General features: G+C 52.6%; 15 protein-coding genes. 12 read left to right on the top strand and 3 right to left on the bottom strand.

Going from position 1 to position 22,500, the window contains the following annotated elements:
• Nucleotides 1-236 precede the first annotated feature (236 nt).
• Complete coding sequence (gene msrB / locus AB1656_08750) at nucleotides 237-776, bottom strand: peptide-methionine (R)-S-oxide reductase MsrB (protein MEW6235459.1); 540 nt, start codon at nucleotides 774-776, stop codon at nucleotides 237-239.
• Nucleotides 777-1,131: 355 nt separating this feature from the next.
• On the opposite strand from msrB, the gene AB1656_08755 reads away from it, so the two are divergent.
• The 3 genes from AB1656_08755 (at nucleotide 1,132) to AB1656_08765 (ending at nucleotide 6,893) form a co-directional block, all read left to right on the top strand.
• Nucleotides 1,132-3,174, top strand: coding sequence for a hypothetical protein (locus AB1656_08755; GenBank protein ID MEW6235460.1), 2,043 nt, complete (start codon nucleotides 1,132-1,134; stop codon nucleotides 3,172-3,174).
• A gap of 287 nt (nucleotides 3,175-3,461) precedes the next feature.
• A complete protein-coding gene (locus tag AB1656_08760) occupies nucleotides 3,462-6,119 on the top strand; it encodes a carbohydrate binding domain-containing protein (GenBank protein MEW6235461.1) in 2,658 nt (885 codons plus the stop codon).
• Between the two features lie 150 nt (nucleotides 6,120-6,269).
• Nucleotides 6,270-6,893 (top strand): prepilin-type N-terminal cleavage/methylation domain-containing protein, encoded by a 624-nt coding sequence (locus AB1656_08765; GenBank protein ID MEW6235462.1) that lies wholly within the window; start codon nucleotides 6,270-6,272, stop codon nucleotides 6,891-6,893.
• A 17-nt stretch (nucleotides 6,894-6,910) separates the two neighbouring features.
• On the opposite strand, the gene AB1656_08770 is transcribed toward AB1656_08765, so the two are convergent.
• Nucleotides 6,911-9,148, bottom strand: a complete 2,238-nt coding sequence (locus tag AB1656_08770) for an alpha-N-acetylglucosaminidase (GenBank protein MEW6235463.1) — start codon at nucleotides 9,146-9,148, stop codon at nucleotides 6,911-6,913.
• Nucleotides 9,149-9,366: 218 nt separating this feature from the next.
• Nucleotides 9,367-10,515: an oligogalacturonate lyase family protein gene (locus AB1656_08775; GenBank protein MEW6235464.1), complete on the bottom strand. Its 1,149-nt coding sequence runs from the start codon at nucleotides 10,513-10,515 to the stop codon at nucleotides 9,367-9,369.
• A 130-nt stretch (nucleotides 10,516-10,645) separates the two neighbouring features.
• Between AB1656_08775 and AB1656_08780 the strand changes: the two genes are divergently transcribed.
• The 9 genes from AB1656_08780 (at nucleotide 10,646) to AB1656_08820 (ending at nucleotide 22,403) form a co-directional block, all read left to right on the top strand.
• Nucleotides 10,646-11,890: a Gfo/Idh/MocA family oxidoreductase gene (locus tag AB1656_08780; GenBank protein MEW6235465.1), complete on the top strand. Its 1,245-nt coding sequence runs from the start codon at nucleotides 10,646-10,648 to the stop codon at nucleotides 11,888-11,890.
• Between the two features lie 158 nt (nucleotides 11,891-12,048).
• Nucleotides 12,049-13,101 (top strand): ABC transporter permease, encoded by a 1,053-nt coding sequence (locus AB1656_08785; protein MEW6235466.1) that lies wholly within the window; start codon nucleotides 12,049-12,051, stop codon nucleotides 13,099-13,101.
• Between the two features lie 52 nt (nucleotides 13,102-13,153).
• Nucleotides 13,154-14,107, top strand: a complete 954-nt coding sequence (locus AB1656_08790; GenBank protein MEW6235467.1) for a substrate-binding domain-containing protein — start codon at nucleotides 13,154-13,156, stop codon at nucleotides 14,105-14,107.
• Between the two features lie 104 nt (nucleotides 14,108-14,211).
• Nucleotides 14,212-15,141: a ribokinase gene (rbsK, locus tag AB1656_08795; GenBank protein ID MEW6235468.1), complete on the top strand. Its 930-nt coding sequence runs from the start codon at nucleotides 14,212-14,214 to the stop codon at nucleotides 15,139-15,141.
• Between the two features lie 291 nt (nucleotides 15,142-15,432).
• Complete coding sequence (locus AB1656_08800) at nucleotides 15,433-16,998, top strand: hypothetical protein (protein ID MEW6235469.1); 1,566 nt, start codon at nucleotides 15,433-15,435, stop codon at nucleotides 16,996-16,998.
• Between the two features lie 30 nt (nucleotides 16,999-17,028).
• Complete coding sequence (locus AB1656_08805; GenBank protein ID MEW6235470.1) at nucleotides 17,029-18,990, top strand: beta-L-arabinofuranosidase domain-containing protein; 1,962 nt, start codon at nucleotides 17,029-17,031, stop codon at nucleotides 18,988-18,990.
• Between the two features lie 140 nt (nucleotides 18,991-19,130).
• Complete coding sequence (locus AB1656_08810) at nucleotides 19,131-19,346, top strand: type II toxin-antitoxin system HicB family antitoxin (protein ID MEW6235471.1); 216 nt, start codon at nucleotides 19,131-19,133, stop codon at nucleotides 19,344-19,346.
• Nucleotides 19,347-19,491: 145 nt separating this feature from the next.
• On the top strand, nucleotides 19,492-20,655 hold the full coding sequence (locus tag AB1656_08815) for an aldose epimerase family protein (protein ID MEW6235472.1): 1,164 nt from the start codon (nucleotides 19,492-19,494) through the stop codon (nucleotides 20,653-20,655).
• Between the two features lie 74 nt (nucleotides 20,656-20,729).
• A complete protein-coding gene (locus tag AB1656_08820; protein MEW6235473.1) occupies nucleotides 20,730-22,403 on the top strand; it encodes a sodium/solute symporter in 1,674 nt (557 codons plus the stop codon).
• Nucleotides 22,404-22,500 lie beyond the last annotated feature (97 nt).

Consider the following 22,500-nt stretch of genomic DNA (forward strand, 5'->3'; position numbering starts at 1 on the left):
GGACGTTGAGTTCAAACTCCATGCGCCGATGAATACGGTGGTGGAATGCGTCTACCGCAACGGGAAAGTCGAACGGCTCGCTGTAACGCCGCCGGAACGCACCCAAAACGTAGTTATAAAACAGTGATGAGTGACAAGTGGTTAGTTGTAGGGTGGGATCAAAGCGAAGCGCAGCCAACAGCGACAAGGCGACATGGAGATATGGCGATATGTCCCACAGTCCCCCAGTCCCAAAATCACCGCGTTGCCAGTTTCAGGGAAGCGGAGTTGATGCAATAGCGCAAGCCGGTGGGCTGAGGGCCGTCGTTGAAAACGTGGCCGAGATGGGCGCCGCAGCGGCGGCAAACGATTTCGGTGCGTTGCATACCGTGGCTGTTGTCGGAATGTTCTTCGACGTTTTGCCCTTGGATAGGTTGATAAAAACTCGGCCAGCCGCAACCGGAATCGAATTTTGCGTCCGAGCCAAAAAGTTCCTGGCCGCAAGCGGCGCAGATGTATACGCCCGGCGTATTCGTACTCCAATACGCGCCGGTGAAGGGGCGCTCCGTACCTTTTTCCCGCATGATATAGAACTGTTCGGGAGTGAGAATCTTGCGCCATTCTTCGTCGCTTTTTACGATTTTATCCGGCATTTTATTCTCTCCTGTTTTTGCAACGGCGGCTTGAACGGCGGAAGCGCTTTTCTTCTCCAGTTTCATTTCCTGCTTATCCGAACGGCATGCGGTTAGAGCGGCAGCTAATACGATTATCGCAAGCGCAATGTTTCGTGTCATCATCGAATCGCCTTTATTCTTTGCCATGCTTTCGCTTTCGATTTCTTTATCTTATCATCATACCATCTCATGCCGATTTCGGCCATGAGATAATCATTCATGTTATGCAGCAAGCGTTCTCTCGTCCTCATAGTTTTGTTGCGTTATTGAATCACGGATAGTACGGATTCTTTTGGATTTCACGGAAAAATCGTTCTCATAACGCGATCCTTTGCGTCAAAGTCTTTTTTTCGTGTTTTTCTTTTTCATTTCGTGGTTTCGTGATTCAATACGATAAACAAAATCCCCTTACCGTTTTTTATTGCGCGTAATATGAGTTATCATCTTTCCATCTCGCGCCGATAAATGGAGTTTAAAAATGATAAAATGCAACCTGAGAGTATTCATAATCGCCATCCTTACATTAACCGTCATCGCTTCCCAAATTCTTGCCAGCGATAATTCTCAAAATCCCGATCCCTGGCGCGCTTTGCAAACCATCGAACGCAGCGTTCCCGATGCGGGCGATCATCCTGGCAATGTGTTTTTGGAAGGCGAGAACGTCGTCATCCCTCAACCTTCCTCTCTTCCGGAAAACGCAAATCAATGGCGCATTGTTGACGATAAGGACGCCGTCATCAAAAGCGGCGACCTTCCAAAAGAAAAAGATGCTCCCATTCATTGCGGGCTTTTGGGCATTGGATGGTATCGGATCGAATGGCTGGACGAGAAGGAAAGTTGCGTCCATTGGACGGCGGCGGCGGTTTTGGCGAAGTTAAAAGCGCCGATTCCACAGGATTCGCCTGTCTGTCTAGACGGCGCTCATTCCTGGTTCGCCAAAAACGATCCAACGAAGCAGGAACAATTGTCGCGCTTGGCCGCTCTCGCGGGAGCCAACTGGATTCGCGACCGCCTGCGCTGGAGCGAAATGGAGACGGGGCCGGATCAATATGCGGAACATACGACCTACGACGACGCGGCGGAGATTCAAACGCGTTTGGGATTGAAAGTCTTGCAAGTTTTTCACGATTCCCCCGCCTGGGCTGTGGAAGAGGGATCGAATCAGGGGCGCTTTCCCCGCGACTTAAGGATTGTTTATAACTTTTGCAAAACCATGAGCCAGCGCTTTAAAAATCGCGTGTTGGCGTGGGAGCCATGGAATGAAGCCAACATAAAGAACTTCGGCGGACATACTGCCGACGAGATGTGCTCCATGCAGAAGGCGGCCTATCTCGGCTTCAAGGCGGGCGATCCTCAAGTTACTGTCTGTTGGAACACTCTGGCAGGCGCCGGAACTCCGCCTTTCGCCAAAAGCATATTGGAAAACGAGGCTTGGCCTTATTTCGATGCGTTCAATATCCATTCTTACGATTGGACGGACGCTTACGAAGCCCGCCGCCAACCGGCGTTGAAAGCCGCCTGCGGACGGCCGATCTGGATGACGGAGTGCGATCGGGGCATCCATTGGCAATCGGGAGCGCCGGAATACGACCTTTCGCGCCGCGACGAAATATTGAAAGCGGAATTCATCGGCCAATCTTATGCGCAAAGCCTGTTTGCAGGTTGCCAACGCCATTTTCATTTCATCCTGGGGCAGTATATCGAAAACAACATTCAGTTCGGCCTTTTGCGCCGCGATCTTACGCCGCGCCCCGGCTACTGCGCTCTCGCCGCCGTAGGCCGATTTTTTGCGGGCGCCAAGTGTATAGGAAAATGGAAAAGCGCTGACAATCCCGACATCCATGTCGTCGCTTTCCGCTCTCAGCCGGACGGCTCCGAGCGGGATGTCTTAATCGCCTGGACGGAAAAACAAGCCGATTGGCCGGATCGGGGAAACGCCGCCGCCGATTGGCCGCTGCCGAAAACGCTGAAGATCGAAGGAATTTTCAATTATTTAGGCAGACCTTTGGGAAAAGAAATTCCTGCAAAATTAACCTCGGCGCCGCTGTTTATCCTGCTGCCCAAAGGCGAATCGCAAAAACTGGAGTTTAGACCGCCTTTGCTCGCCAGCGATTATCGTTCCGGCGAGGCTTCGCCCATCGTCATGCAGTTGCGAATGCCTATTCCAACCATCGTTCAAATAGAATCCGGCCCCTGGATCCATGAGTATGAATACATAATCGAAACGGACAAGGAGATCGAACTGCCGCTCTATGTTTACAATTTCAGCAGCGAACCGGCGAAGGGTTCCGTCGTATTGGAACATGCGCCCGAAGGATGGAAACTGAAGCCGGAGCGTTGGGATGCTTCCATCGAACCGATGGGCATGACGCGCCTGACCGCCCATTTGCTTAAACCATCCAGCCCTAGCGATAAAAAAGCGGATACTTGGATCAAACTGCGCGGCGATTTCGGCGAAGCGGGGAAATCCACGCTTGCGTTTCGTATGATTTCTACTCCCGATGAGGGATACGACAATTGAATCTATATGGCAATTAATGGATATTGTTGACTATTTATGGCAATTCCATACCATGAGAATCCTTCATTGAATTGATTGGATGATATGTATCTCAATATAATGGAGTTATAATCCAATATATTTTTATTTTCGTCCTCCTCGAACCTTAAGATAAAAGAAATATTTCATCTATCTTTATTAAATAAATGATACTTCTCTTGACAAAGAATTCACTATTTTGGTAAATTCAGAACGATTTTGACTTAATCGGCTTAAACTTTATTACTCTAATTAAGGGAGAGAGACAAATGAAACGATTGGGATTCATGGCGGCGGCATCATTTCTATTGATTGTTTCGCAAAGCTGGGCTTGGGAATTCAACCAAGATGGAAACAAGGAAGGCTGGATGATCGGCCAGGCTATCAAAAGCCTTGAAGTCAAAGACGGCAAAATGATCGCATCGGTGGCGGCGGGAACGAACGATCCGTTTATCAACGGTCCCTTCGGTCCTTACGACGGCGACCGCATCACGGGCGTCGAAATGAAAATGAGATGGTCCGCCGACGTCTCGAATACCGGCGGCAAGTCGGTTTATTATTTTCCCGCCGCCGGTTCGCATGGCAGCGCGGATTACGCTATTCCCTATCCAGGTGAATGGATTATTGTCTATATCGATCTTTTGACGGCGCAGGGCGGCGACAGTCCCCAACCGTGGGGCGGAGAAATCAATTCCATCCGCATCGACGTCGCCGATAACGTTCCCGAAGACTACACGGTGGAAATCGATTGGGTGCGCTTCGTCGACGGCGCCATCGAAAACGACAATTTCGAACTAGGCGACCTTTATCCTTGGAAATTAGTCGGCCAGGGAACCATCGATTCGTTTCAAGTCAACGATAAGGATTGGTATTCCGAATTTTACAATGTAGAAGCAACCGGACTTGGCAGTGACAAATATCACGGCGTTTCTCAATCCATTCTCGGCGGCCTGGAATTTGCGAAAGGAACTTCCGTCGCCGTCGTCGGCGCGGCGAAAATCCCCGCTGGTTCGTGGGACGCCAATTCCACTCTTTGGTTCCGCATCAGCGAATCTAATGGAACCACGGAAAATAACAGTCCGCCTATCGAAGTCAAAGTATTCGACCAATGGTTCGAATTCGAAAGCCGCTTGACTTTGCAGTACGAACCCGCCGAGCGCAAGAAATTGGACGTAGAACTCTATTCCAAAAATCCATCGGGCAAATCCTTTTTCTTCGACGATATTTTTGTGGATATCCAAGAGCCGAAAGAAGAGGAAGAGTATTGGGCCTGGCCCAATTCCAATTGGGAATTCAATACCGACGGCGATTTCGACGGTTGGTCCAAACCAGGCTGGACTTCCATTAGTTCTATGGAAGTCGCCAACGGCGTTTTAACGATTCATATCCCCGCCGGGGCCAACGATCCCGTCATCGAAGGTCCGGCCGGTCCCTACAACGCGGATAAGATGACGGGCATCGCCGCCCGGATGCGCGTATCGTCGGGCGCCAGTCTCGCCGGATGGGCAAATTATTGGTTCCCCGTCGTCGGAGGACATGCCTCGAAAGGATATACGGTTCCCGTGGAAGGCGAGTGGTTCGTCCTTTACCAGGATTTAAGCGATACGTGGGACGGCTGGTTCAATAATATCCGTTACGATTTCGGCGATTTTTCCACGGTGGATTACACGGTGGAAATCGATTGGATTCGTTGGGTGGACGAATCGATCGACAATAACGGATGCGAAGGCGATCTAGCGCCGTGGCGGCACGAGGGCGCCGGTTCCATCGCCGATTTCGCCCTCTCGAAAGAGAAAAAGTTTTCCGGCGAATCGTCGCTGCAAATCAAAGGTCTGGGCAGCGATCAATATCACGCGGCGGTGCAGGATATCGAGAAGGGCTTGGAGATTCCCAAAGGAGCGACGGTAACATTGAGAGGCTATTATTATGTTCCCGCCAGTTCATGGGACGCCAATTCCCACATCTGGTTCCGCGTTCAGGAGTGGAACGGCAAAGCGGAAAACAACGTAGGCAGCATTCTGAAGCCGGAAGCGTTCGACGCATGGGTTCCCTTCGAGCATAAATTGACCTTGCAGTTCGATCCCGGCGAACGCATCCAGATGGCGATTCAACTCTATTCCAAAACGCCGGCTGGAACCTTCATCTACGCCGACGACCTATTCGCTACGGTTTACGCCGCGCCATTGATAGGCGGGTGGCCGGTCAACGCCGTCAAACTATCCCCGGGACAAAATATCGCCATTGACGGAAAGGTCACGCCGGAAGAATACGCTGGAGCTCAGCCGATGGTCATGAATTCGGAGACCTTGTCAGGCGCCGCAGATCCCTATTTCCCGGAATACGCGCACGCCGGAATCAATCCGCCCAGCGCCGCCAAGGCAACGTCATTGGATGATTTCAACGCCGCTTACTATTTCATGTGGGACGATCAATTTTTCTACGCCGCCGTATCGGCTCAAGACGACAATTATTCCTACGTAGGTCCCTATCCCAACGGTTCGGACGCCTTGCAATTCGTCTTCGCCGAAACGCCGGACGAAACGCTGTCAGTTATGATGTACATCCCCACTATCGCCGCTGACAAGGGCGATGGAACTATTGACGCCAAGAACGATTTCGACGGCTGGCTCAAGATCGACATCATGGCTAAATCCACTATCGCCGCCAGCCTCGATAAAAATACGCAGGATTGGGCGGTGGAGATCAAAATCCCTTGGACGGCGATGCAGGGCGATTTCACCAACGACATCTTCCCGCCTAAGACGGGAGACATGGCGGGCTTCGCCGTGCTTTCCATCGATTACGACAACGGCATTCTCGATTGGTTCGGATGCAACCACTCTTCTTTCCCCTGGCAATCGCTAGGGGTGGAACGCATCTACTTCATCGAACGTCCCGTTTCCGTGAAGGATTGGTCATTATTCTGATTTATGCAAAAAAGAGGTAAGAAAAATGGTGGGCTACGCTTCGCTTTGAGCCCACCCTACACAATTGATTCCTTGAAATCGCTAAACGAATTACAATATCCCGGACTTGCAGCGTCATGCGAGTCCGGGATATTTATGCGAGGAGAGATAATGAACGCTCAAAGAAAAGGTTTTACGCTGATCGAATTGCTCATCGTCGTGGCCATTATCGGAGTCCTAGCGGCCATCGCCGTTCCCAATTTCTTGAACGCTCAAATCCGCGCCAAAATCGCCCGGACGCATTCCGACTTGAAAGCCTTCTCCACGGCGATGGAAATGTATTTTCTCGACGGCAACGAATACCCGTGGGGCAATTTTCCCAATTCCGTCGGCGGCTTTACGACGGCGAGCCTTACTTGCTTATCTACTCCGGTCGCCTATCTTTCCTCCGTCATGCAAATAGACGCTTTCGGCGAGGGTTCCTGGACGGCGAACGGACCGACCAATAAAGATTACTACACCTACGTCAATTACAACGGCTTTTGGGCGCGCAACGATACAAGCGCCCAAGGGTATTTCAAAAACAATCATCCCTATTTCAAAGGCTACGGCATGGCTAGTTTCGGGCCGGACAAACGGGACTCCGGCGGCGTCTGGGGCACGCTGTATTATAAGATCGGCAACATGACAATATGCAATTCAACCCTGTACGGTCCATCCAACGGCCTCGTCAGCCTGGGCGATATTTGCCGCTACGGCGGCGAGGCGCAACTGACGACGGCGGGAGGTCAATAACCGCTTTCCACAATCCGTTATTCGCCGCCGGAATTGTTCTTTTCCACCCAACAATATTTCTTGAAATATTTCTCGAAGAACTTGCGCGCCAAGGCGGCGGGATCACCGGTTGGAGCGGAGGGATAGGATTCGTTTCCATGCGTCCAATTCTCTTCCCATTGCCGCACGTCCCGTTGAAACGCTTCCTCATCGAATGGTTTATTGTCTCGTAAAGACATATTCAGGCGGTCGATCAGCATCCGCCAGCGGGGAAGATAGAATCCCGTAATCAATCCAGACCATTCTTTGCGGGCGTAATCGTGCAGGTCGGAATCGCGCCCGCCCCAGAGGGTGAGCACATTGCGAGCGTTCCATTCGCATTGGCGCTTTTCTTTTTCGTCGCCGCCCCAGCGTTTGGCGTCTTCCAGCCATTTTCCCAAGAGAAATTCTTCGCGGGACGCCAATAGTTCGTCCAAGTCCTTAAAGAGTTGCAAGAAATCCTGCGAAGCCGAGGCGAAAGTTCTCTTATCCTTTTCCTGGAAAGCGGCGATCATGCGGAGGTTTAAAGGATCCGAGAGCGACGATAAAACCTGGCGAGTAACATTAACCAAATCGAATTGATAACTATCCACTTTCCCAAGTTCCCTCGAGCATTGCAGCAATTGTTCCCAAGCCAGGGCAATTGTAAGCGCTTCGGATGGAATATGCGCGGCTTCCAAAGTAGCAGTCCCGCTGGAGATGGCGGGACGGGCGCAAATCGCCGAACTCGTCCGGGACGCGCCGGAATATGCGGAATTCAGTAATAATTCCCATGCTTTTTCTGCGGGAGGAAGCCGGCGTCCGTAGCGCCGATGAGCATATTGCGCCATCCATTCGCCGAGATCGACAGGCTGACTGCGCCAAGCCATTTCCGTCATGAAATCGAAGGCGGCGGGATTGTAATCAAGTCCTTCCTGGATCATGCCGATTCCCGATAGTCTGCCGCGCTGGGGATCGTTCATGGCGGCGAAAAGGTCTTGGTTGATTCGCGGCAACCGCCCATGAAGATGAACCGTGTTTCCGAAATTTTGCAGGATGCACCAAATCCACGGCTGGCCGTAGAACGATTCCGTTTGATTCCACACCGGCGATTCGTCGCAGTAAAGATCGAGGACGATCAGCCGTTCGCCGGGGACGGATTGCAGAAACGCTTTCGCCTGCGGCGGCCGCCAAAATTCTCGATTATTGTAGAAAATCCATCCCTGCATTACCCATACCGCCAGCGGATCGGCGGCGGCCATCGCCCCGCAAATCGCTTTGCCCATCGCATCCAGAAATTGGGGATCGCTACTGGGCGGCGTCATTTCGATAAAGGTATCGGCGGCGTACAGATGATCGCTGCCGAAGAGTTTCGTCTGCGCTTCGACGAAACTCTTGCCGATGCGCGCAAACAATGGATCGAGCGGATCGAGAAAATAAGTATCCCACTCGATCCAACGAATTTTCTGCAATTTGGCGTCAGGAAATTTTTCTTGAATCGCTGGGGGAACATGGCCGGTGAATCCCTGCAAAACCGGCGTCATGCCCAACTCGCGTTCCCGCGCTAAAATTTTCTGCTGCAATTCCGCGCGCCGGTCGATCCAGTCCGCCGCCAAGGGTCCGCCCCAGCCGTCGAGACAGCCCATCCAGCCGAAGGGCAGATAAGGCGGACCGGCGAGAAAATCCTCCAGCTGCTTCTCGCTCAAACCCAAATCGCGCAGTAAAATCCGCCATACCGCTTCTTCCCCCGTAACCGCCAGCGGCATATTGATTCCATTAAGCGCCATCCAGTCGATCATGCGCTCCCATTGCGGCCAATCCCACCACGCCAGCGAATAGCCGAAGCAGCAATAGTTGAAGAAATAACGATAGCGATGGGGGCTGATTTGGCGGATTTTCTTGTCCACGGAGGGTAAGGGATCGGGAAGATTCAATTGCGAACCATTCCAGGAAAAATCGGCGCGGGCGTAATATTTCAGATACCAGTTCAACGCCGAGCAAAGAGCCACGCCATTCGAACCGCGCAAGATAATCTTATGGTCTTGGCTTTCGATTTCGAAAACGTCTTTCCCGTCTTCCTGCGAGATGGATTCCATGACGAATGCGCCAGCCTGCTTTGGAATCAATCGCGTCAACACGCCATGCGCCGCTTGGATCGCGTCCTTCTTCTCCTCTCCCTTGGCATTTAAGGCTACGACTGCCAAGCCAAGGATAGCCATAAATAGAAATGCAGTTTTTTTGTTATATTTTTTCTTCATTTTCATGAGCCTCGATTCGTACTAGATTGTTGCGTATATTGCGTTATTGAATCACGGATTTCGCGGATTCTTTTGGATTCCACGGAGAAATCTTTCGTACTGCGTGATTTCTTACATCAACCGTTTTTCTTTTCTTTTTTTCGTGTTTTTCTTTTTCATTTCGTGCTTTCGTGATTCAAACGGCAATAGTAAGTGATTCCTTAAATTACCCATTGCGCTTACATTCGATTATAAAAAAAATCTCTCGGAATTTCTACAACATAAACTTGCGAATATCCACTGCGGTCGCTGGTAAATGCAGCGTAACGGCGCGACGGGCTGAACGAGGGATGAGGATGCGTCCATTGCGGCCCGTAAACCGTATCGGTTTTCATTTCCATCCAAGTACTTTCGGCGGCGGCGCCGAGGCCGCTGCAGCGGGCGGCGGCTTCGAAATCGGCTTTCTCCGCATAGCGCGTCTTCATCCACTGCGAACCGGCATTGCTGCTTTGAGGAAAGCAAACGGTCGTGCGCTTGCCCGTGGCCGTTTCCACCAGCTGCAAGCCGATGTCGGGATGATTAGTATCGCAGAGAATATAGCGCCCGTCGCGGCTGGGGCTGATATGCCAGGCGTTGAATTCCGCAATCGTATGAATCTCGCCGTTGGATAGGTTCATCCGTTTAATGGCGTAAGGCCAATAGACGAAAACCAAATCGCCCGTATCGCCCAACCAGGTTTCATGAACGACGTATTCGTCATTAGTATGCGAGTATAAGCAACGCAGACCAGTTCCATCACGTCGGATGAGGTGCATTCGCGGCGCGGGATCTTGAGCGAATTCGATGCAATTGGAATCGGTAGGGTGGAATTGGGGATGAACAATGACGTTCCGTTGGCGATAGACGATCGACGCTTCGCCGCCCTGCGCCGAGCATACTGCAATTCCGTTTTCTCCCTTTAAGCGAATAGCGGACGTCAACCAACGCCCATCGGAGGAAAGATCGACTTCGCCCAGTCTGCCGCCGGGAAACTGCGCCAAAGTTTTTTCCGTTAGATCGTCTAAATATAGAGCGACGATTCGATCCGCTTGCGTGAAATAAACGATGGTTCCGTCATGGGAAATAACGGCGGAAAAACTGTTTATATCCGCCGCATCCGTCAATTGCAGTATCGTCCCTACGGGAAAATCCGCGCAGTAAAAATTGGCCGTTCCATTGCGAAATCCCGCAAAAAAAAGATGCTTTTCGTCCGGCGAAAAGGATGACGTTAAAAAATACAAATGATGATGAATGCTGGGATGATTCGTGATTTGCCAAACAATTGCGCCGGTGCGCTCGTCTTGCGTCCGTTGAATTTCTCGCGGCCATTCCCTGCCCTTGCCGTTCACGTTCGCAGCCTCCGTAAAAGAAATCGTCACTACTATTAACAGACGCCCTCCATATCCTTCAAGGCGCTATTACGGTAGGATAAAAAAAAATGAATGGCTATTGCCGATAACTTATTCGAGGAGAATAACCATGCAAGCGAATCATTCCACTCGCCGCGTTTTTCTATCCGCCGCCGCCGGGACGCTGGGGATGTTATCCACTACCGCCCTGGCGCCCGCCAGCGTTTTAGGCGCCAACGACCGGCTGCGCATCGCCATCATCGGCTGCGGGGGACGCGGGACGTATTTGATGGAAACGGCGCAGAGTTTGGATAAAGAATGCTCTGTGGAAATTGCAGCGGTTTGCGACGTATCCAAGAAAGCGATGCAAGCGGCGGCAACTAAGGCGGCTAATGCGGCAGGCCGCCAGCCTTTCGCTCATCAACGATATAGAGAAATCCTTTCCCGCAACGATGTGGACGCCGTCATGATCGCCACCGCCGATTTCGCCCACGCCCGCATTCTTACGGAAGCGGCGCTGGCGGGCAAGCACGCCTACTGCGAAAAGCCTATGTCCAACAACATCGCCGACGCCAACGCGGCGGTAGACGCCGTCGAAGCCAAGAAGGTCATTTGCCAGGTGGGTACGCAGCGCCGCAGCCATGTTCCCCATCATCAAGCGGTGGAATTGGTACGCTCCGGCGTTCTCGGCATTGTTTCTGAAATTGAATGCCAATACAACCGCTGCGAAGGCAGTTGGCTGCGCGATTATTCCGGCGTGCAAAAAGACGATGTGGATTGGGATCAATTTCTCATGAACTTGCCCAAACGGGAATTCGATCCTTGTCGCTACCGCTGCTGGCATTTATTCAAGGATTATTCCATCGGTCTTGCGGGTCTGCTCGGCGCTCACGTCATCGACGTCGGCCCTTGGTTCATGGACGATCCGCTGCCACTCTGCGCCAGCGCGGAAGGCGCGACGCTGGTTTGGAAAGAAAAACGCGAGCAGTACGATACATTGGAAAGCGTCTTTCAATTTCCGAAAGGCTTTCTCCTGTGCTTCACTTCCCGCCTGGGCAATTCCGCTGGAGGCACCGAAACGCAAATTCGCGGAACCAAGGGAACCTTCGATACGGCGACGCTGACGGCGTCCGGCGAGGGCGGGGGAAGAGACGCCATTAAAGAACCTATCAAGATCAATCAGGTAGGCTTCCCCGACTGGAGCGACGCCAAGCCGCATATTAAAAACTGGCTCGACTGCATCCGCAGCGGCAAGAAGCCCAACGCCGACGTCCACGCGGGATACTCGCATTCCGTGGCGTCCATCATGGCGCATCAAGCCGCAGACCTAGGCCGCCGCTTGCGCTACGATCCTGCAAAGCGGGATATCGTTTAGCGAAGATTCTTCACAAACGCCAAGACGCGAAGCGGGATGGCCTCGCTTCGCGCCGGAACGGCGTTCTAGAGCGCATTGACTCCACACCGGCGCTTTGATAATCTTGCTCGTAATTTAAAATCTTTCTCTATCATTTCCATTCGAGAATTTTTAATAGCATGATGAATATCCGGCGTTCGTTCGATACGTTTGGGATGGGGCTGATCTTCCTCGTCCTTTGCCTCTTTTTTTGGACGCAATCGGACCGGTTTCTCACGCCGCAAAACTTTTCCAACCTGCTCGTTCAATCCACCGTCAACATCATCATCGCCACGGGTATGACCTTCGTGATCTGCGCGGCGGAAATCGATCTATCCGTTGGTTCTTTACTAGCGTTATGCGGCATGATTACCGCCTTTACGCTGCGCTGCGATCCGGAAACCGGATTGAATCTGCCCATGAGTTTTGCGGGATACGTTCAAAGCGCCTTGCCATATCTTTTTCCCGGCGTCTTCGGCTGGTGGCTGTTGGCGGGAGGACTCTTTCTGGTTATATCTCTGCTGCCAGGGATTCTTGCGGGATTGTTGACGGGTTTGATGGTCGTAAAGTTCAGCGTCCCTAGTTTCATCGTCACGCTGGGGCTGATGATGATCGACCGAGGATTAGCCCGCTATCTCACCAACGCCCAGCAAATCACGGGGATGCCCTTGCCTTTCATGACTATCGGTTCGGGATGGCTGCAAATCGGAGGGCGCGATATTTTGCCCTATTCCGTTATTATTGCATTCTCCATCGTTATCATCGGCGCGTTGCTGCTTTCCCGCAGCCGGTTCGGGCGAAACATCCTCGCCGTGGGCGGCAATATCCAAGCCAGTTATCTCAGCGGCGTTCCCGTGAACCGAACCCGTTGCCTGGCGTTCGCCGTTTCCGGATTCTGCGTAGCGGCGGCGTCCATCGTGCAAACTTCGCGCATCTTCATCGGCGATCCCAACGCGGGCGAAGGCTACGAACTCAACGCCATCGCCGCCGTCATTATCGGCGGCGCCAGCCTATTCGGCGGAAAAGGGTCCGTCTTGGGAACGCTCTTCGGCGCGCTTATTATCGGCGTTCTCCGCAACGGCCTCGACCTGATGGGCGTAACCGATCACATTAAGCAGATTGTCATCGGCGCGATGATCGTGTTAGCCGTACTCCTCGATTATTACCGCCGAAAGTTATATCGTTCCGCATAGATCATTAAGACGCAATTCTTAAAGATAAGAAAAAATTGGAGGACATAGCACCATGATCCGGCGTCAATTTCTGGCAGGCATGGGCGCGGCTTTGGGATCCGCCGTCCGCGTATCCCCCGCCTCGGCCGCCAGCAAAAAATATCGCATTGCGCTCGTTATGAAAGCGCTTTCCAATCCCTTCTTTCACGCTATGGAATTAGGAGCGCGGGAAGAAGCGGAGAAGCTCGGCGTGGAACTGCTTGTGCAGGGAACGAACAAAGAAACCGACATCACGCAGCAAGTGAGCATCGTGGAGAATTTCGTCACGCAGCAGGTGGACGCCCTCGTCATTGCGCCCGCTAGTTCTTCGGGCCTGGTTCCGGTTCTCTTCCGCGCTCAGTCTCAAGGCGTTTACGTCGTCAATATCGACAATCCCCTCGACGAAGCTGCCAAAAAGCAGATTCAACTGCAATGCCCCTTCATCGGCTCCGACAATGCGCTGGGCGCTTCGTTAGCCGTCCACGATCTCATCGCCGCGATGGGAGGCGTTGGCGAGGCCGCCATTCTGGAGGGCATCCCCGGCGTCATTAACGCCGAGTTGCGCAAAAAAGGCGCGATGAGAATCTTCGACGCCGAGCCGCAAATCAAAGTCGTCGCTTCCAATACGGCGGAATGGGAGACGGAAAAGGGCTACAGCGTTTTCACCAACATCCTCACCGCCCATCCCAACATCAAAGGGCTTTTCGCCGCCAACGACAACATGGCGCTCGGCGCCATCCGCGCCATCGACGCAGCGGGAAAAAGCGGTCAGATCGCCGTCACTTCCTACGACAATCTGCAACCGGCGCAGGAAGCGATTCTGGGCGGAAAGATTATTTCCACCATCGAACAGCATCCCGAGTTGATGGGAGCATACGGGGTCAGAGCGGCGAAAGACCATCTCGACGGCAAGGAGGTTCCCAATTATATTCCCACGCCGCTGGAAGTCATCGATTACCGCTATTTGATTCTCAACAAGAAAAAATAAATTCGGCGGCGTTCAGCATGTAGGGTGGGCTCAAAGCGAAGCGTAGCCCACCAACTCCTTCTAAAGGTGTTTCAGAAGAGTAACGACGAACAAGGATTCCTTCTATGGGAAATATCTACGTGGTTGGCAGTTCCAATACGGATATGGTGGTGAAATGCAAATCCCTTCCTGGTCCGGGCGAAACGGTTCTAGGCGGCGAATTCGTCCAGGTTCGAGGAGGCAAAGGCGCCAACCAAGCGGTCGCCGCCGCTCGTTTGGGCGGAAACGTCTCTTTTTTTTGCCGCGTAGGAAACGACGCATTTGGACTACAAAGTTTGGAAGAGTATAAGAAAGAAGGCATCGACGCTTCGAACATCGTTGTCGATAACAGCGGCGCTTCGGGCGTAGCGTTGATCGTCGTCGACGGCAAAGGCGAAAACTACATCGCCGTAGCCCCCGGCGTCAACGCCAACCTGAGGCCGGACGACGTAGAGCCGCTGCGCTCCCTGTTGAAACCGGGGGACGTCGTCCTTATGCAATTGGAAATTCCGATGGATACTGTTATGCGCGCGGCGCAAATCGGCGATGAAAAAGGGGCGCTCGTCATTCTTAATCCCGCTCCCGCTCCCGCTAAAGGATTGCCAAAATCCATCTGCCATTGCCTCGATTTCATCCTGCCCAATCGCCATGAAGCGGAGGCGCTCGTCGGCGCGAAAACCGTTCCCGAAGTCATGAGCCAGGGATTATTGGAAACCGGCATTACCAACGTTATCATCACTCTCGGCAAAAGCGGCTGCATATGGTCCAACAAACACGGCGTCCAATCCTTGCCCGCCTATCCTGTGAAAGCCATGGACTCGACGGCGGCGGGTGACGCCTTCGCCGGAGGGCTGGCTGTCGCCCTCACCAAGGGATGGAGCGTTCCCAAAGCCATTCAATGGGCGCAAAAAGCGGCGGCGTTATCCGTCATGCGGATGGGGGCGCAAACCTCTCTTCCCACGCTCGAAGAAATCGATAATTACCCATTTCCTGATATCCCAGAATATAAAGAATAACCATCGATCCGAATAAAACGAAAGAAGGGATCAAACCCGCTGGCTTGATCTCTTCTTTTTTTATAGGGATAGCCTGGATCGATCCGTCTCATCCACGCTGCCCAGACGCGGCAGGAACCGCCTTCTTTACGAGAGGCGTCCCAAATTACAAGAACAGTTGACAAGACAGGATATTTTATGAATTAATCATGCGGAATGGCGATTACGAATTACGCCATGTATTCCATACAGATAAACGTAGAGGAAAGCCGTCAACCTATTCGAAATAAAACTTCGGGAAGGAGAATCGTAATGAACCATCATCCATCGCAAACAGGTTGCGCTCACTGCCTTATGAACCGCCGTAATTTTCTCGTGAAGGGCTGCCTCGCCGGCGCCGGAGCGGCTGGAATTCTGGCGAATCCCAACCAGCTGCTGGCGGAAGATAAAAAATCTAAAATAAAAATCCGGATCGTCTATTCGCTGCATGACGTGGTTCAGCCGGGACCGGATTGGCCCAACGTTGGATTCAATTTCGCGCCGGTTATGGAAAAAATCGCTAACGAGCTAACTCAACGTCTGCCTCATTTCGAGTTCGCGGCCTCGATGGCTAAAGGAGAACAGGAGGCGAAAGCGATCCTGGAGCAGGATCGCGCGGCGGACATCGACGGCTACCTGGTTTATCAGTTGAATTGCTGGAATCGCGTCGTCCAGACGATAGCGAAATCGGACAAACCGGTTCTCTACGCCGATTTCCAATTCGCGGGCAGCGGCGGATTCCTAGTTTATTCCGCGGATTTCCTGCGTCAAAAAACGGCCAATGTAGGTTTCGTCGGCTCATCGAAAATGGAGGATGTGGCGGCAGCGGTCAGATGTTTCGAATTCGTCAAAAAAGGCGGCGCTCTCGCCGACTTCGCCGAGAAGGTTAAACAAACGCGAATTGCCCGCACTCCTAAAGCCGGACATCTTTCCTGCCTGCCGGATCCGTTGAAAACGCTCGATCCCGATCATTGCGTCCAGCGTTTGAAGGAATCGAAAATCCTGGCGGTGCGCGATCAAAATTCCGGTCCCGGCGAAGCGATTTTCGGCATTCCCCTGGAAAGAGTATCCTTCGCGGAAATCAACGACGCTTGGGAAAAAGCGGATAAGGATCAAAGCCGGGAAATCGCCGCTCGCTGGCGCAAGAACGCCGCCGAAGTCATCGACATTTCCGACGACACCCTAACAACCTCCGCCGCCATGTATCTGGGCATGAAAGACGTTTTGAAAAAACATAACGCCAATGCGATCACCATCAACTGCCTGGGAGGATTCTACGGCGGGCATATTCACGCCTATCCTTGCCTGGGATTTCACGAATTGAACAACGAAGCCCTCGTTGGCGGCTGCGAATGCGACACGTCCTCCGCAGCGGCGATGACGGCGATTAGCGCGTTGACGCAAGGCCGTCCCGGCTACATTTCCGATCCGGTCATCGATACGTCCAAACGGCAGATTATTTACGCCCATTGCGTCGCGTCCAACAAAGTTTTCGGCCCCCAAGGCCAAACCAATCCATTTACGATCATGACCCATTCGGAAGACCGCCAAGGCGCATCGGTGCGTTCGATTCTCCCCTTGGATTATTTGACGACGACGATCGAATTCAACCAATCGCGAAAGGAAATACTTTTCCATCAAGGCAAAGCAGTCGCCAACGATCCCGACGACCGGGCATGCCGCACGAAACTCTGCGTTGAACCAGCCGGCGACATCGAAAAACTCTTTACCATGTGGGACAAATGGGGCTGGCACCGGGTAACGGCCTACGGGGATTTAAAAGAATCCCTCTATGCTCTCGCCGACCGAATGGAATGGAAAATCGTCGAAGAAGCCTAATAGTATGCTTCGCCAAGAAAGATCACTCTTATGTTACGTAAAACAATAAACGTCTTTCTATTCGTAATCGCCGCCTTTCTCGCATATGGCGAAAACCAAGTTCCCGCCGTCGCTAAGGAACCGACGCTGCAAACCCATTTCACGCTTCTGCCTTTGGGCAGCGTCAAACCCAAAGGTTGGCTGAAAGATCAGCTGACTGTGCAGTCCAATGGACTTACCGGCCATTTGGACGAGTTCTGGCCCAGTCTCGCCAAAACGGCGTGGAAAGGCATGGAAGGCGGAGAAGCGTGGGAGCGCGGCCCTTACTACTTGGACGGGCTGGTTCCGCTCGCCTATCTGCTGGACGACCAACGCCTCATCGAAAAAACCAAGCCCTGGATGGAGTGGATTCTCTCCAGCGGACAGGAAAATGGCTGGTTCGGACCGCCGCAGAACAAGGACCGTTGGCCCATTTCCGTGGCGCTGAAGGTTTTAGCCCAGTATTACGAAGCGACGCAAGACGGCCGCGCTTTGGAGATCATGAAGAATTATTTCCATTATCTTCATGACAACCGTCCCGACTGGCCTGATGAGGAATGGCGGGGCGTGCGCGCGATGGAAAACGCCGTTGCCGCCCACTGGCTCTATAATCTGACCGGCGAGCCGTACATCCTGGAAGCCGCCGATTCCATTTTCCGCCATAGTTACGATTGGACGGCCTTTTTTTATCGCTTCCCCTATCCCTTCCAAGTCCTCGCCGAGGGCATCCACTATGGGCATCCCTCACACATCGTCAATCTGGGCATGGCGGTTAAATATCCCGGATTGCGATATAGGGAAACGCATCGCGAATTCTATAAAGAGGCGCTTCACAGCGGCCTGGAAAGTTTGGAAAAACATCACGGCCAGGTTGGGGGGCGCTTTGCGGGCGACGAACATCTCTCAGGACGCCATCCTTCCCAAGGAACCGAACTGTGCGGCGTTGTGGAACTGATGTTCTCGCTGGAAAATCTAATCGCCATCATCGGCGATCCCGCCTTCGCCGACCGTTTGGAAATGCTGGCCTACAATTCCCTGCCTGGAACCTGCACTCCAGACTTTTGGGCGCATCAATACGACCAGCAAGCCAACCAGGTTTTATGCGACATCGGCAAGCGTCAATGGAGCACCAACGGCGATCAATCCAACATCTACGGCCTGGAGCCGAACTTCGGCTGCTGCACCGCCAATATGCACCAAGGCTGGCCTAAGTTCGTCAAGAGCCTCTGGATGGCGAACGGAGATCGCGGTCTAGCCGCCATCGCCTATGGTCCCTGCGAAGTGGAAGCGACGGTCGCCGACAGCGTGGCTGTAACTATTACAGAAGAGACGGACTATCCTTTCTCTGGAGAAGTCCGCTTTGTCGTCAAACCCAAAAAGCCCGCGGCCTTCCCCCTGCAATTGCGCATTCCCGGCTGGGCCCAAGGCGCGGTTGTGAAAATTGGCGATGCGGCGATTTCCGCCGAGCCGGGGACGTTCGTCACCCTGGAATGCAAGTGGAAAAAAGGCGATGTCGTCATCCTTTCTCTGCCGATGGATTTGCGATTGGAACATCGTTACAACAACGCCGTCTCCATCCTGCGCGGTCCCATCTACTATTCGCTGAAAATCAAGGAACGATACGAAAAGATCAAATCGTATCACGATCGCCTGCCAGCCGCCGATTGGGCCATCTATCCCGAATCGCCTTGGAATTACGCGTTATTGATCGATGCGGAAGAAAACCAAATTCATCCCATTAGCATAGAAACGCAGGCCATTCAAAAAATCCCCTTCGAGCAAAAGAACGCTCCGGTTATTCTCAAAATCAAAGGCCAGGCGCTGCCCGATTGGAAGATGGAGAGAAATTCCGCTGCCGCTCCGCCGCAAAGCCCAGCCGTTTCTAACGAGCCGGTAGCGGAATTGGAACTGATCCCTTACGGCTGCACCCGCTTGCGCATTACGGAGTTTCCTTATATTGAGGGAGGGAATTGATTAAGGCGCGTCTCTAATGCAGGGTAGGCTGCGATTCATTTTCAGCCTACCCTGCTAGAATTGAGAAATCAGGCGTAGAAAAGAATCCAGCGCTATAATAAAGAAACAGCATAGATCGATTCCCGATGAGGAAAAAAGAGATGAGAAACGAATTTACCGCGATCATTGAAAAGGATGATGAGTGGTATATTGGTTATTGTCCTGAAATTCCTGGCGCCAACGGACAAGGACGAACGCCTGAAGAATGCCGGCAAGATCTTTCGGCAGCCATCGCATTAATTCTCGAAGACCGCAGGCAGGATGTTTTACGAGCAATTCCCTCCAATGCGATCTATGATGTTGTGATCGTAACATAGAAAAAGATAAAGCGATCGTCCAAGAAAACCTTCCGGAATCCGCCTGAGAATCTTGCCATTTTTCTTCCCTTCCTCCATCATGAAGGAATAAAAGGATCGTATCCGAAAACCGGCGGCTCCGCCGCCAACTATCCGGGAGGGAATAATGAAAGTTTGGAAAAAATCCGCACTTTTCGCCATCGCCGCCATGCTATTGCTTGCCATCAGCGTTCAAGCGTCGGAATCCTCAGGAAAACAGGAGAAGATTACGTTGAACAAAGCGCCTTTTGGAAAAACCGCCGACGGCAAGAGCGTCGATCTCTATACGTTCGAAAACGCGAACGGCGTCAAAACGTCCGTCATGACCTACGGGGGCATCATTACCAGCCTCCTAGTCCCCGACAAAGACGGCCAGTTCGAAGATATCACCCTCGGCTTCAACTCGCTGGAAGGCTATTTGAAGGGGCATCCCTATTTTGGAGCGCTTATCGGCCGCTTTGGAAATCGCATCGCCAAGGGTAAATTCACCCTGGGCGGCAAAGAATTCAGCCTCTTCGTCAACAACGACGTCAACGCCTTGCATGGCGGCCAGTTCGGTTTCGACAAAAAAGTATGGAACGCCAAAAAAGTGAATGTTGACGAAGGTCCCGGCCTGGAATTGACCTACGTCAGCCAAGACGGCGAAGAGGGATATCCCGGAACGTTAAAATGCAAGGTTGTCTACAGTTTGAATAATCTGAACGAATTGAAAATCGATTATTTCGCCGAAACGAATAAACCAACGCCCCTCAACCTCACTAATCACGCTTATTTCAATTTAACCGGCCATAAAGAGATGGAAAGCATCCTCGATCACGAGTTGATGCTCAATGCGAAATTCTACACGCCGGTCGACGATACCCTGATTCCCACCGGCGAAATCGCATTCGTCAAAGGCACGCCTTTCGATTTCGCCGAACCGATGCAAATCGGCGCGCGCATCGCCGCGGACGACGATCAAATCAAGAAAGGCGGCGGTTACGATCACAACTTCGTCCTCGATAAAACCGAAGCGGACGCCCTGAATCTGGGCGGGCGGGTGTTCGAACCGAAATCGGGCCGCTTGTTGGAATTCTTCACTACGCAGCCGGGCGTGCAATTCTACACGGGGAATTTCCTGGACGGTTCCAACATCGGCAAAGGCGGACAGGTCTATAAGCATCGTTTCGGTTTTTGCCTGGAGACGCAGCATTTTCCCGATTCCCCCAACCACGCCCATTTCCCCTCTGCGATCCTGAAGCCGGGAGAATCTTACCGCGAAACGACAATATATAAATTCTCCACAAAATAAGAGAACCGCGCAACGGATAACCTCCCAACGAGGAGAGGAATAAATCTTCCAGGAAAGGGATAAGGAACGCTAGCATGAACACGCCTCCTCAAGTCGGCTTAGTTCTTCTCGATTACGTTGTTTTTTTCGCTTATTTCGCGGTAGTCATCGGCGTAGCGCTTTGGGTTTCGTTCCGGCCGCGCGGCCATGAACGGAATACGGAAGACTTCTTCCTCGCCAGCCGGGCGCTGCCCTGGTGGATCATAGGAACCTCGCTTATCGCTTCCAATATTTCCGCCGAGCAAATGATCGGCATGACCGGTTCGGCGTTCGCCGGGGGATTGGCCGTCATTTCCTACGAATGGATGGCGGCGGTAACGCTGCTCATCGTGGCCAAGTGGATGCTGCCCATCTTTCTGAAAATGCGCATCTATTCCATGCCGCAATATCTAGAGCAGCGCTTCGATTACCGCGTCAGCATGGGACTGGGCGTATTCTGGCTGTTGGTGTACGTCTTCGTCAATTTAACCTCGATCTCCTATCTTGGCTCGCTGACGCTGCAAAATTTGATCGGACCTCAATTTCTGGCGATAACGGGACATGAATTCAAACTCATTTACGGCGTAATCGGGCTGTTCGCCATTTCCTTCATTTATACGTTGACGGGCGGCCTCGCCGCCGTGGCCTGGACGGACGTCATACAGGTTTTCTTTTTGTTCGTCGGTGGTTTGGCGGTAACGTATTTCGGACTGAACCACATGACGGAAAACGGCGGAATCGTAGCGGGCTTTTCCGAACTCTGGACGAAAGCTCCGGATCATTTCCACACCGTCATGCCCTGGAATCATTCTCTGTATCCGTGGATCGGCGTTTTCATTGGAGGCATGTGGGCGGCCAACCTCAGCTATTGGGGCTGCAACCAGTACATCACTCAACGGGCGCTGGCGGGTAAGAATATTCAGGAAGCGCAGTACGGCCTGGTTTTCGCCGCTTTCCTCAAAATGATCGTTCCCATCGTCGTGCTGCTGCCGGGTATCGTGGCGTTCGCTCTCTATTCGGATCAGATTGCAAAGCCCGACAAAGCCTACGCCGTCCTGATCACCAATTTGGTTCCGGTCGGCTTTACCGGTTTGATTGTCGCCGCCATCGTTGCCGCCATCATTTCCTCGCTCAATTCGATGGTCAACAGCACCGCCACCATCTTCACGATGGACATCTATCGCAAACTCAATCCCAAAGCGACGGAAAAAAATCTAGTGTGGACGGGTCGGTTGACTTCCATCGTCGTCGTATTGATCGCGATTCCCATCGCTCCGTCGCTGGGCAACCTGGATCAGGCGTTTCAGTACATTCAGGAATACACAGGCATGGTCTCTCCCGGCGTAGTAGCCATTTTCTTCCTGGGCTTATTCTGGAAACGCTGCACGGCGGCGGCGGCTATGTGGATGGCCATCCTCACCATCCCGATTTCCGCTTTCCTGAAGTTCATGCCCATGCTGATGCGCGCCTACTTGCCGGACGTTTTCTCCGGCCTCCAAATTGCGGGATCGATCGCGGCGTTTCACGACGCGTTTCTCAATCGCATGGGCGTCGCCATGCTGCTGATCTTCCTCATCGGCTATTTCCTTTCCATTGAAACGAAACACGCCGCCCATGAAGATATAAAACTCGTAGGAACCGACGCCGCCTTCCGGACTCCGGCGTTGTTCAACGTATTGTCGATTTTAATCCTAGGTGTTCTGACAGCTTTGTATTTGCTCTTTAGGTAAGAACGATTTCTTGGGATCGAAACGAAAAAACGCCTCGCGGCGCTGGCTGCGGGGCGGTTTTTTATCAGGAACTGCTTGTTGCATTTCTTCTTACTAA

It is taken from the genome of Candidatus Omnitrophota bacterium (assembly GCA_040755155.1).
GTDB lineage: Bacteria > Hinthialibacterota > Hinthialibacteria > Hinthialibacterales > Hinthialibacteraceae > JBFMBP01.

Bases quoted from the DNA above. Each gene is read 5' to 3' on its own strand.
- AB1656_08810 (MEW6235471.1), top strand. From the start codon at position 19,131: ATGAGAAACGAATTTACCGCGATCATTGAAAAGGATGATGAGTGGTAT.
- rbsK (MEW6235468.1), top strand. From the start codon at position 14,212: ATGGGAAATATCTACGTGGTTGGCAGTTCCAATACGGATATGGTGGTG.
- AB1656_08780 (MEW6235465.1), top strand. From the start codon at position 10,646: ATGCAAGCGAATCATTCCACTCGCCGCGTTTTTCTATCCGCCGCCGCC.
- AB1656_08760 (MEW6235461.1), top strand. From the start codon at position 3,462: ATGAAACGATTGGGATTCATGGCGGCGGCATCATTTCTATTGATTGTT.
- AB1656_08785 (MEW6235466.1), top strand. From the start codon at position 12,049: ATGATGAATATCCGGCGTTCGTTCGATACGTTTGGGATGGGGCTGATC.
- AB1656_08815 (MEW6235472.1), top strand. From the start codon at position 19,492: ATGAAAGTTTGGAAAAAATCCGCACTTTTCGCCATCGCCGCCATGCTA.
- AB1656_08790 (MEW6235467.1), top strand. From the start codon at position 13,154: ATGATCCGGCGTCAATTTCTGGCAGGCATGGGCGCGGCTTTGGGATCC.
- AB1656_08770 (MEW6235463.1), bottom strand. From the start codon at position 9,148: ATGAAGAAAAAATATAACAAAAAAACTGCATTTCTATTTATGGCTATC.
- msrB (MEW6235459.1), bottom strand. From the start codon at position 776: ATGATGACACGAAACATTGCGCTTGCGATAATCGTATTAGCTGCCGCT.
- AB1656_08820 (MEW6235473.1), top strand. From the start codon at position 20,730: ATGAACACGCCTCCTCAAGTCGGCTTAGTTCTTCTCGATTACGTTGTT.
- AB1656_08805 (MEW6235470.1), top strand. From the start codon at position 17,029: ATGTTACGTAAAACAATAAACGTCTTTCTATTCGTAATCGCCGCCTTT.
- AB1656_08800 (MEW6235469.1), top strand. From the start codon at position 15,433: ATGAACCATCATCCATCGCAAACAGGTTGCGCTCACTGCCTTATGAAC.
- AB1656_08765 (MEW6235462.1), top strand. From the start codon at position 6,270: ATGAACGCTCAAAGAAAAGGTTTTACGCTGATCGAATTGCTCATCGTC.
- AB1656_08755 (MEW6235460.1), top strand. From the start codon at position 1,132: ATGATAAAATGCAACCTGAGAGTATTCATAATCGCCATCCTTACATTA.